Source organism: Sunxiuqinia sp. sy24, assembly GCF_052677165.1.
This window is the reverse complement of sequence record NZ_JBQYLH010000012.1, coordinates 121,262-133,431: the sequence shown is the minus strand read 5'-3', so window position 1 is coordinate 133,431 and position 12,170 is coordinate 121,262. Positions and strand designations below refer to the sequence as shown.

8 protein-coding genes are annotated in these 12,170 nt (G+C 42.7%); 5 read left to right on the top strand and 3 right to left on the bottom strand.

What is annotated here, in order from left to right:
• Positions 1-14 precede the first annotated feature (14 nt).
• The 3 genes from ACUNWA_RS11945 to ACUNWA_RS11935 all read left to right on the top strand — a co-directional run bounded on the left by ACUNWA_RS11945 (position 15) and on the right by ACUNWA_RS11935 (position 3,323).
• Positions 15-1,460: a hypothetical protein gene (locus ACUNWA_RS11945; protein ID WP_445592145.1), complete on the top strand. Its 1,446-nt coding sequence runs from the start codon at positions 15-17 to the stop codon at positions 1,458-1,460.
• Between the two features lie 9 nt (positions 1,461-1,469).
• Complete coding sequence (locus tag ACUNWA_RS11940; protein WP_445592144.1) at positions 1,470-2,492, top strand: endonuclease/exonuclease/phosphatase family protein; 1,023 nt, start codon at positions 1,470-1,472, stop codon at positions 2,490-2,492.
• Positions 2,493-2,732: 240 nt separating this feature from the next.
• Positions 2,733-3,323 (top strand): hypothetical protein, encoded by a 591-nt coding sequence (locus tag ACUNWA_RS11935; protein WP_445592143.1) that lies wholly within the window; start codon positions 2,733-2,735, stop codon positions 3,321-3,323.
• 84 nt (positions 3,324-3,407) lie between these two features.
• Here ACUNWA_RS11935 and ACUNWA_RS11930 read toward each other — a convergent pair whose 3' ends face one another.
• Positions 3,408-4,820: a CCA tRNA nucleotidyltransferase gene (locus ACUNWA_RS11930; protein ID WP_445592142.1), complete on the bottom strand. Its 1,413-nt coding sequence runs from the start codon at positions 4,818-4,820 to the stop codon at positions 3,408-3,410.
• 187 nt (positions 4,821-5,007) lie between these two features.
• On the opposite strand from ACUNWA_RS11930, the gene trxA reads away from it, so the two are divergent.
• Positions 5,008-5,376, top strand: a complete 369-nt coding sequence (gene trxA / locus ACUNWA_RS11925; RefSeq protein WP_445592141.1) for a thioredoxin — start codon at positions 5,008-5,010, stop codon at positions 5,374-5,376.
• Positions 5,377-5,403: 27 nt separating this feature from the next.
• Here the strand turns inward: trxA and ACUNWA_RS11920 are convergent, their stop codons facing one another.
• Positions 5,404-6,702, bottom strand: coding sequence for a UDP-N-acetylmuramoyl-tripeptide--D-alanyl-D-alanine ligase (locus ACUNWA_RS11920; protein WP_445592140.1), 1,299 nt, complete (start codon positions 6,700-6,702; stop codon positions 5,404-5,406).
• Between the two features lie 64 nt (positions 6,703-6,766).
• Complete coding sequence (locus ACUNWA_RS11915) at positions 6,767-8,218, bottom strand: SUMF1/EgtB/PvdO family nonheme iron enzyme (protein WP_445592139.1); 1,452 nt, start codon at positions 8,216-8,218, stop codon at positions 6,767-6,769.
• 221 nt (positions 8,219-8,439) lie between these two features.
• Here ACUNWA_RS11915 and porU point away from each other — a divergent pair, with 221 nt between their 5' ends.
• Positions 8,440-12,153 carry a type IX secretion system sortase PorU gene (porU, locus tag ACUNWA_RS11910; RefSeq protein ID WP_445592138.1) on the top strand — a complete coding sequence of 1,238 codons (3,714 nt, stop codon included), beginning with the start codon at positions 8,440-8,442 and terminating at the stop codon, positions 12,151-12,153.
• Positions 12,154-12,170: the final 17 nt, after the last annotated feature.

Sequence of the window (12,170 nt, the reverse complement as noted above, 5' to 3'; positions counted from 1 at the left end):
ACCTAAAACAGCTTGTGAAAAAAATACTACACATAATCATTGGACTTCTCATTCTTGTTGTGGTTGTTTCATGCGAAGACGAGAAGTATGTTTCTTTCAATGAGGTGCAGTTGGAGTTTTCGGCAGATACGGTTATGTTCGATACTATTTTTACGTCAATTGGTTCTACCACCCAACATTTGAAAGTTTACAATCCCTACGATCAGAAAATACTAATTTCGTCGGTTCGTTTGGCTCGGGGCGAAGAGTCAAAATTTCGATTGAACGTCAATGGAATAGCCGAAAATGAGGTTTATGACCTGGAGATTCCTCCAAAGGATAGCATTTATATTTTTGTTGAAGTAACCGTTGACCCTACCGGGAACAATATGGCGATGGTTGTTCAGGACTCCATTGAGTTTTCGACCAATGCGTCGTTTCAGGATGTTGATTTAGTTGCTTGGGGACAGGATTTTCATCTGATTCGGGATGCACGTATAAAGACGACAACCTGGACGGCTGATAAACCCTATTTGGTGTACAATTATGCATATGTAGATAGTGGAGAAGTGCTGACCATTGATCCCGGAGCAAAGATTTACTTTCACGATAAAGCGGGATTGTATGTCAGAGGCCGGATTAAGGCCTTGGGGGAGTTTGGGCAGCCGATTGTTTTTCAAGGCGACCGCCTGGAGGATGTTTATCAGGACGTTCCAGACCAGTGGAATGGCTTGTTGCTGTTTTCCGGAAGCCATGGGAATGTGTTCAATTATGCCGAAATTAAAAATGCGAATATTGGCCTGCAGGTTGGAAACATTGAGGATGAAGGATATGCATCTGTTGAGTTGGGCAACACCAAAATTTATAACCATGCTTATGCCGGCATCTTTTCACTAAAGTCAAAAATTAGGGCTTACAACTGTTTGATCACCAACTGCGGATTTTATGCGGCAGCCTTGCTTGTTGGCGGCGATTATGACTTTTACCATACCACCATTGCCAACTATTGGGGTGGATACTCAGGTACTTCCCGTTCAACAGCATCATTGGTACTTTCCAACTTGCTGATTATTGATCAGGCCTCAGGCGAAAGTGTTAGCTATGTTGGTGATCTGGAGAATGCCAATTTTTCAAACAGCATCATTACGGGTAACATTAGTTCAGGCAATGAGCTGGAACTGGGAATTTCAGAGGATGCAGTTTTTAACTACAATTTTGATCATTGTTTGTTGCAGGTGTCTGATACGTTTAATATTTCAGATCCCGATTACTTCTCGGAAATTCTCCGAGGTGCCGATCCCAAGTTTAAAGATCCGTTCGAAAAGCTAAACTTTGAGTTGGATACTTTAAGCCCTGCTAAAGATGCTGGACTGAACATGGTTGGCCAGCAGTTTCCTTTGGACATGCTGAATCAGGGGAGAACCGGTGATGCCGGCCCGGATTTGGGAGCCTATGAGCGGATTGAGAAAGTTTCCCGGTAAAAATACGGCATGGTCAGATTTTTGGCTTGTTTCCTGATATTCCTTTTCATCAATGTGGAGCTTTTCGGACAGTCCCAATCTACGGATGTCATCCATATCCTTTATTATAATGTCGAAAATCTTTTTGATACAGCGAATGATCCCTTGACGGATGATGATGAGTTTTTGCCCGAGGGTGGCCGAAGGTGGAACGATTACCGGTTTTACCAAAAATTGAAGCAACTGAGCAAAGTTATTTTAGCAAGTGCCGGATTTGAGCCTCCGGAAATTATTGGCTTGTGTGAAGTCGAAAATCGCGATGTACTTGAAAAGTTACTGGATGCAACTCCTTTAAAAAAATACAATTATTCCATCATTCACAAAGATTCGCCAGATGAGCGTGGGATTGACGTAGCCCTTTTGTATCGGTCGGGTCGTGTTACACCTATTGGTTATCAATACCTGCCAATTCGGGATATTAAGCAACGGGTAATGAGCACACGGGAGATACTTTCTGCGAGCTTTCAATTGACCGGTATGGATACTATTCAGGTATTTATTAACCACTGGCCTTCGCGCTATGGTGGACAGGCCGAAACTGAAGCAGAGCGGATGCAGGCCGCAAAGACATTGCGCCAAGCGATAGACGCTATTCAGGAAGAATACTTGCAGCCCAAGATGGTAGTGATGGGTGACTTTAATGACCAACCCCAAAACCGAAGCTTGACCAATGGATTGAAAACTGTCTCGCAGGATGATCTAACAATTGATGGGGAGTTGATCAGCCTCTCATCGGGGTGGAAGCAGGGAACGATTAAATATCGGCAAACGTGGACGGTTTTCGATCAAATTCTGGTTTCCGATCAACTGTTGAAAGTTCAGGGATGGCATACGCGTCCTGAATTTGCCAGGCCGGTAGCATTACCCTTCTTACTTGAAGCTGACCCGAAATTCAAAGGGCAAAAACTAAATCGGACGTATGTTGGATTTAAGTACCATGGTGGGTTTAGCGATCATTTGCCTGTATTGTTAAAGCTGGAACAAGCGAATTAGGCTTCGTCTAAGAAAAAGAAAAGGGCATGCTTTTGGGGGACAACTATCGTTAATTGGGAAGATTACAATCCATACTTATCAATGCTAAATGTGAGGGTTTGCTTTTCATCTTTCTAAATGTTCCAGTCTGAAATGGATTTGGTCTTAATTGGAATAGCCAATAGCATTCTATAAAATATGTTGGAGTTTTTGGGTTGATTGTGATATCTTTAGTAGAAATAAGGTAAATAAATACTAGATATGAAAATCAAAGGTGTTTTAATAGTTGTCCTGACTCTTGTCTTTTTAAGTCGGGGGAATGCACAAAGTACAACCAGATATTTTGAACAGTTTTGTCCCTCAGAGCGGGTAAATCAGATGCAAATAAAAACATTTGCTGATTCAATTAATAGGATCGGTAAAGAAGCGATTCCCCTGTTGATTGAGGATATCGCACGGGCTGACAAAGTTAAAATTGGAATGATAACCCCCCTAGTTTCTTCGGCCCCGGTTTATTATTTCAAGGAAAACTATCGAGGTGTCCGTTCGGCTTATTTTATCGAATGGCTGCTATGGGATAAGAATCCACAAAGCTATGATTACGAATCTTTTTACTCTGAAAAGAACTTGAAGTTGGGAGTACTTAGCAGAGCAACATTTGAATACTATCGATATGATTTAAACTTGATGGTGAAAAATGAGGATAAACAACTTGATTACGAGGATATTCTCGTCGTGAAATCGATCTATGAGAGATGGTGGAACGAAAATAAACACCTATCGATTCAGGAATTACGCCTGAAATATACAAACGATTCAATATGGGCAAAAACACCCTATAGTTGGAAATGAAGCGCCAAAAAAGTCAAAAGCAATTATCTCAGTATTATACATTTTCTTCCCCTAATATAGGGTGAACTGCATCTGGATTGGTTTTTATTCTTTCACTGGCTTTAATCCCATTTTCTCCGCTACTTTTAGCATATACTCAAAGGCTTCGTCGTGGTTGTTGTGGATCTCACCTTCCAGAATGGCTTCTTTTATGGCCGCTTTAATATCACCCACTTCCCGTGAAGGGGCCAGGTTGAAAACGTCCATAATTTCTTCGCCAGAAACTGGTGGTTGAAAGTTACGGATGTGGTCGCGTTCTTCCAGATCCTTTAGCTTTTCTCGAACCAGTTGGAAATTCTTGAGGTAGCGTTTGACCTTGCTTTCATTTTTCGAGGTAATGTCTGCTTCACACAAGGTCATTAGATCGTCAATCTCATCTCCGGCTTCAAACAACAGGCGGCGTATGGCCGAGTCGGTCACTTCTTCTTCCGACAGAACGATTGGACGCATATGCAAGGAGACCATCTTTTGGATGTATTTCATTTTTTCGTTCATCGGCAGTTTCATGCGACGGAAAATGCCGGGAATCATTTTAGCTCCGATGAAGTTGTGGGCATGAAAAGTCCAGCCTTGGCCGGGAATGAATTTCTTGGTTCGCGGTTTGGCAATGTCGTGGAGCAGGGCTGACCAGCGTAGCCATAAGTTGTTCGTATTTGGGACAATACGATCCAGCACTTCCAGGGTGTGGAAAAAATTATCTTTGTGTCCAATGCCATTGACTTCTTCCCGTCCTTTCATTTGGTTTAGTTCAGGAAAAATGAGTTCCAGTAAGCCGGTTTTTTCCAATAGTTTAAATCCTTTGGAGGGCTTATCGGCTAAAATAATCTTATTGAGTTCTTCAATGATTCGCTCGTTGGAAACGATTTTGATCCGGTCTTTATTTTGCGCAATGGCTTCCAGGGTTTTTTCTTCAATTGTAAAATTCAATTGGGTGGAAAAACGAATGGCACGCATCATCCGAAGTGGATCATCAGAGAAGGTGATGGATGGTTCGAGTGGCGTGCGGATGATTCTGTTTTTCAAATCTTCAATACCACCAAAGGGATCAATCATTTCGCCAAATTGGTCTTTGTTCAGGCAAAGGGCTAGCGCGTTAATGGTAAAGTCGCGTCTTTTCTGATCATCTTCCAGTGTGCCATCCTCTACAATTGGTTTTCGGGAATCATGTTGGTACGATTCTTTTCGTGCTCCCACAAATTCAATCTCGAGGTCTTGATACTTCAACATGGCCGTCCCGAAATTTTTGAAAACACTGACAGGTGTTTTTGGTCCGATTTGACGGGCAACTTTCTTTGCCAGTTCAATTCCACTGCCTAAAGTGACTACATCAATGTCAGGCGAATTTCGCTTTAAGAGCAAATCCCTGACAAAACCGCCTATCACAAAGCAGGGTTGCCCAATTTGGTCAGCTTCTTGCGAGATGATAGAGAATATAGGGTGTTTCAAGTGTTTTTTCATGAAATAAATACCAGGTTTTAAACCTTAATAAAAGATAAAAGAGTGACAAATTGTTTAAAACTGTGCCAAAATTACAATTATTTCTCTACCTTAAAGGCTATAAGTGGGTAGAAAATGAAAATGGTACGATGATTGATATGGAGATATCTGAAAATGTATATATCTGAATAATTTAAAATAGAAAGTCATGTTAGAACATTTAACCAAAGAGACATTTAAAGAGAAAGTTTTCAACTTTGAACAAAATAAGGATTGGAAATACGAAGGTGACGCACCTTGTTTGATTGATTTTTATGCTGACTGGTGTGGCCCATGTAAGATGGTCGCTCCGGTTTTGGAAGAACTTCAAAAGGAATACGGTGAGTCCATTACAATTTACAAGGTTGATACAGAAGATCAGCGCGAGTTATCAGCAATGTTTGGTATCCAGAGTATTCCTTCGTTGTTGTTTGTTCCGAAAGATAACCAACCTCAAATGGCACAGGGTGCTTTACCCAAAGCGACATTGGAGCAGGCAATTTCGGAAGTGCTGAAAGTTGAGAAGCCAGTGGCTTAATTTTTACAAAAACATAAGAGAATGCGTTTATTGAAATAATGAAAGGATTCGTTCAAGCTTTATACCGCGTGAACCTTTGATTAAAATAATTTTATTCTCTATTGGTTTTTGATGATATAGGTAGTTACAGAGAAGTTCGGCATGGTCGAACTTTTCTGCTTTTAGCTGGTTTGTTTCCGTTTGTTTGAATTCCTTGCCAACCAATAGAATCTCTTCGAAATCCTGACTTTCGAGAAAGTCGATAATTTTCTGGTGCTCCGCTGCTGACTGCTCGCCGAGTTCGAGCATGTCGCCCAAGATGACGATTTTACCCGCCTGCTTTATTTGAGCGAAGTTTTTCAGAGAAGCCAGCATGCTGGTAGGGTTCGCATTGTAGGCGTCCATGATTAGCTTATTACTTCCTTGAGTAATAAGTTGCGATCGGTTGTTGCTGGGCGAGTAGTGTTCAATTGCCTTTTGGATATGCAGAGGATCAACTTTAAAATGGAGGCCGATGCGGGCCGCTGCTAAAACATTCTCAAAATTGTAATTACCAATAAGTTTCGACTTCAGGTAAAGCCAACCTTTTGGAAAGAGGGCTTTTATGGTCAGGTAATAAGGTGATTCCTGCACTTCGCCGCGAAGTTGAGCCTTATCGGAAGTTCCGTAGCTTAGCTGCTCGAGTCCTTTGGCTTGCCGGATAAGCAGTTCATTGTCCTGATTTATAAAGCAAGCGGCATTCTTTTTTCGCAGATAATTGTACAATTCTGATTTGGTTTGGATGACACCTTCAAACGAACCAAAACCTTCCAGATGAGCTTTCCCGATGTTGGTGATTAATCCGAGATCAGGATTGGCAATCTGGCAAAGTGCTGCAATTTCTCCCGGATGATTGGCGCCCATTTCCACAACACCGATCTCCGTTTTACTGGTCATGGACAGTAAGGTAAGTGGAACGCCAATATGGTTGTTCAAATTACCTTGAGTAGAACTTACCTGATACTTTTGCTGGAGGACTGATACGATCAATTCCTTGGTTGTTGTTTTACCATTGGTGCCGGTAATGCCCAGTACGGTAATGCCCAGTTGCTTGCGGTGGTAGGCAGCCAGTTGCTGTAATGTTTCAAGCACGTTGTCAACTACGATGAATTGGTCGTTTTCTGGCAGGGTTTGATCATCAACGACTGAATAGACTGCTCCTTTTGTCAGGGCATCGGCAGCATATTTGTTACCGTCGAAATTGGGCCCTTTCAAGGCAAAGAAAATACACCCGGGGGGAATTTCCCGACTATCAGTCGATAGAATGGGGTGGTTTAGAAACCGTTGGTGAAGTTGTTCTATATTCATCTTATCAGAAAAAATAAAACCCCATTTTTGCAAATGAGGTTTAAATGGAATCTCTTATTATTTTTTAGAATCCTTGCGGACTTCCTACTCTAGTCATTGCACAGCGGAACCCAATGTCATTGGTGGCTTTGTCTTGCTCCAGATATCTTCTGGTACCGGGTATCAGCCAGTAAGCACGATCTTTCCACGAACCTCCTTTATAGACCCGGACATTGTCTGAAATCAATGAGGTGAACTGGCCTGCTTGCTCTGATTTTACGTACATGTCTTCGGTGGATAGTTGATCCTGCATGGCTTGCCAGTCTGGTCCTTCGATGATTTGAGAACTGTAATCACCATCTTGGAAATTCCGATAGTCAGCGATCGTATCTTGAATTAATTCGCCATACTCGTTACGAATTAAATTGCCATCATCATCCCGACGATACTGGGTGAATATATTTCCTCGAAAGGGTTGGAATTCGTCAACATCCTGCTGGTTTAGAGGACGGTAAACATCTGCTACCCATTCGTTTACATTTCCTGCCATGCAGTAGAGACCATAGTCGTTAGGATTGTATGAATTAACAGGAGCTGTGATGTCTGCATTGTCATTAAGTGAACCAGCCATACCCATCATATCACCCCGTCCACGCACAAAGTTAGCCATCATCTGTCCCCGGTTTTTCTTTGAGTCGTCTCTCAGATAACTTCCATTCCAAGGGTAAAGTTTGCGTTCGGCCAGTAACTCACCTTCAGCATTTCCGATCAGGCCATAGGCTGCATATTCCCATTCTGCTTCAGTGGGGAGCCGGTAGTTGGGCAGCAAAACGCCATCTTCCCATTTTAGTTTCCGGGCATTACCAGCAGCATCTTGAATGGGGTCTTCTCCCTCTGTTCCTTCGTAAAGGCCTGCCAAGTAGCTGTCCGTAGTATATACATTTTGACCCGCTTGGGTGTTATCATGCTGCAACACGCCGCGATCCACCAGAATTTGCTCATTAACACGGTCTGTTCGCCATTTACAGTAGGCATCTGCTTGCAGCCAGCTTACTCCAACCACTGGATAGTCGCTGTAGGCTGGATGTCGTAAGTAGTTTTGTATGTAAGGGTCGTTATAAGCCAGTTCTTCACGCCATACCAATGTGTCAGGCAATGCTGCTTTGGCTTTCTCTGGATTCTCCGGATAGACACGCTGCAGCCAGAAAATAAATTCACGGTAGTCCAGGTTCGAAACTTCAGTTTCATCCATATAAAAAGAAGCCACGGTTACTCGTCGGGGCATGTTGTTCCAATCGTACATCACATCTTGCTCCACGCGTCCCATTGTAAACGTTCCACCTTCAATAAAGGTGAGTCCCGGGCCTGTGATTTGGTTGTAATCGCCATCGGATTGAAACCCTCCGTTATCAGGATTATTGTATTCCCATCCGGTCGTGCTTGATGATTTTTGTGCTTTTCCACCTTTCCCTAGAAGCCCACAACCTGCCATCAAGACAGCCAAACTTAAAAATAATATGGCCTTAAATTTCATCATCTGTATTTTCAGTTTGATTTTGTTATGCACAAATATAACTAAATTGTTCTATTCTTATTGTTAGAGATGTACAACTTTTTAATAAGAAATTGTTGAATAGTCTTTGTATTTTCGGCTTTTAGTAATTTCTAGAGTAGAAATTATTCATGGTGCTGGGTGATCCTTTTTTACAATAATGTATATTTGAGGATGTTCTCGCTTTAATTGAAGAGTATATTGGGATGAGGAAGTTTGTTTTGATTTTTATTATTTTCCTGTCGATAGCAACCGCTTCCGGGCAGGCTATTCAGCGCCAGATCGCGTGGAGTGGGGCCGTTTTTGCTGACTATCTGAATACAGAAGTAAGCTTCCCGAATGCCTATGTCACAGACGATGGATTGCCGGTTTATCACGAGGTAGTTGAATTGGATGGTCCTAATACTCGGATTGAATTGATTAACTTGGTGTTTGAGCCATTCGAATACCAAAGAATGAATATGCGGAAAATTCGTGACTCGCTTTCAATTAAGCCACGATACAGTACCTCCAGTGGCAAATTTTATGCGATACTTGATTTCGTGCCCATTATTCGGGATGGTGACTCTCTTAGGCGACTGATTTCTTATGACATTCAACTGTATACTGCTGGATTGAAAACCGTTCGATTGAAGAGTGAAGAGCAAAATGCCTCTTCGGTTTTATCTTCCGGACAGTGGTTGAAAATCAAAACATCAGCACCGGGGGTGCATAAAATTACCTACTCACAACTTCAAGGTTGGGGATTCTCGAAGCCGGAGGCCGTTCGCTTGTATGGCAATGGAGGTTATATGCTTCCAAAAATGAACGATGAGTTTTATTTCGATGACGTAAAGCAAAACGCAATTTTTCATGGCATCGATGGGCAAGGGGAGGCTTGCCTGTTTTTTTATTCGACCGGAACGGTGCGTTGGTTGCTCGATGATGAGTCGGGGCAGTTTATTCATGAGCAAAATGACTATTCGGATGATGTTTTTTATTTCTTGTCCGACCAAGGAAACGAAAAGAATATTGCCTTGGCACCGCTGGTAACTGATGAAGTAACTCACCAAGCATCAACTTTTAATGAGCGGTCTTTTCATGAGCTAGAGCTTGAAAATCTCATTCGATCCGGGCGTCGGTGGTTTGGTGAGAAGTTTTCAGTTGGTCAAAATCGTTCGGTTGCCTTGCCGCTTTCTAACCTTGTAGATGAGGAAGCAGTTGGTGTTTCTTTGGCTGTAGCCGGTCGGTCGGGGAGTAACTCACGGCTTTTGGTGAGTCTGAACAACTCTGATGTTGACGCGGTAAATTTTACGCCGGTGAATACGGGTGATGTGCTTGCTACTTATGCCGACTTGGAAACTAAAGACTATGAAATTAGTGCTTCCGGAGATCGACTGAATGTTGGCTTGCGATACAGTGCTTCGAATAATACTTCCTATGCCTGGCTCGATTTTGTAAGGCTTAACTATCGGCGAACATTAATGTTGGAAGATCAACTGCTGTTTCGAGATGTTGCTAGTGTTGGAAATGAAAATATAACGCGATTTGACTTGACCGTTTCCGGTACCGACTTACATATCTGGGATGTTACTGATTTTACTCAGGCAGTTGCCATGCCTTATTCCATCGAAAATGGTCGTGCTACTTTTACGGTTGCTACGGATGAGTTGCATGAGTTTGTTGCGTTTCGTGCCGGGGCGAACCTTCCTCAGCCGGAACTGGTTGGTGCGGTATCTAACCAAAACTTGCACCAGCTGACGGGGATGGATATGGTCATTATTAGCCATCCTGATTTTTTGACTGAAGCCAAAGAACTAGCCCAATTTCATGCGGAAAATGATCAGCTGGCGGTTGAAGTGGTGACTCCAGCAAAAATCTACAATGAGTTTTCCGGCGGAGCTCCGGATGTGGGGGGCATTCGCAATTTCCTCAAACATGTATATGCTCAGCCCAATTCATCATTGAAATATGTCCTTTTGTTCGGCGATGGCAGTTATGATAATAAAAGCATCCGCGGTGAGGCTACCAATTTTATTTTGACTTATCAATCACCCAATTCATTGTCGCCAACATCGTCGTTTGTAACCGATGACTTTTTTGTGCTTTTGGATGATGGCGAGGGTGAATATACTGGAATGATTGACCTGGGAATTGGTCGTATTCCGGCAAGTACCGTGACTGAAGCGAAAATTGCAGTCGATAAGATCAGAAATTATACTAGCACTAGTTCCTTGGGCGATTGGCGTAACGTAATTGCTTTTATTGGTGATGATGAGGATGCTAATGTGCACATGAGTCAAGCCGAAGGCTTAGCAGCAATTGTGAATGAAACCAGTCCGGCATTTAACACCGATAAAATCTATTTTGATGCTTATCAGGAGCGATCAACGACCAGTGGCGACCGCTATCCGGGAGTGAATGAGGTAATTAATAATCGGGTAAAAGAAGGTGTACTGATCTTAAATTATACAGGGCATGCCAGTGAAACGACTTTGGCCCATGAAAAAGTGTTAGGGCCCAATGATATTGATAACTGGTCGAACTACAATAAGCTCCCCATTTTTGTGACTGCCACTTGTGAAATTAGTCGGTTTGATGCTGATGAGAAATCCGGGGGAGAATACATTCTTTTCAATCCAAACGGAGGCGGCATCGGTCTGTTCAGTACCACTCGGGTTGTTTATTCAAACCCGAATTACATTTTAAACAAAGAATTTTATGCTCACGTGTTTAGCCAAGATGAGCAAGGGAATTGTCTGCGCATGGGCGATGTGCTGAAGCGGGCAAAAAATGGCGTTAACACTGGCATAAACAAGCGAAACTTTACACTTTTGGCCGATCCTGCCCTGCGACTGGCTTTTCCGAAACACCATGTTGAAACGGAAACAGTCAATGGCAAGCCCGTGAATGAACTGACCGAGACGATAGGGGCTTTGTCGGTTGTGACCATTGCGGGAAGAATAACCGATTCCGCAGGGAATGTGCTGACTGATTTTGACGGCGAACTGGTTCCGGTAGTGTATGACAAAAAATACGCTGTTGAAACTCTGGGTAACGATGGCGAAGTGCCATTCAATTTTGAAATGCAGGATCATGTCATTTATAAAGGAGTAACTTCGGTGAATGACGGACGATTTGAGTTTTCATTTATTGTTCCCAAAGATATTTCCTATGCGGTGGGCGAGGGGAAAATCAGTTACTATGCCAGCAATGGCGAGATTGATGCTCACGGAGTTTTCGAAGATTTTAAGATTGGTGGATCTGTCGATGGCTCTGTTAGTGACACCCAAGGGCCTGAAGTTGACCTTTATTTGAATGATCAGAATTTTAAATCGGGCGACGAGGTTGGGAAAAATGCGGTTTTGATTGTTGATATAGAAGATGAAAATGGAGTCAATACCATCGGAGTGGGAATCGGTCATGATATTACGGCTGTGTTGGATGATGATGATTCCAATATTTTGGTGTTGAACGATTATTACTTGAGCGAAAAAGACAGCTATAAAAAAGGGCAAGTCATTTTTCCGCTAAATAACCTGAGTGTGGGAGAGCATACGCTTAAGTTTAAAGTGTGGGATGTGCTGAATAATTCAACCGAAGTTGAAATTCACTTTGTGGTCGACTCGAAACTCGAGATTACTACTTTGGAGAGTTATCCTAATCCGGCTAATGATTTCGCCAATATTGTTTTTACGCATAATCGACCGGATGAATCATTCGATACCCGGGTGGAAATTTATAATTTTTCGGGAAGCTTGGTGGAGGTGTTGGACCAGCGGCTGGGATCAAACGGGACTGAAAGTTTGCCGCTGGTATGGCAGATTAACGAAAGCCAAATGTTAATACGTAACGGAGCTTACCTCTTTCGCGTTATTATTGTAGCAGATGATGGTTACTCGGCGAACAAGGCCGGGAAAATCATTATTTCGCGTTATTAGTTTGTCATGCGATATAC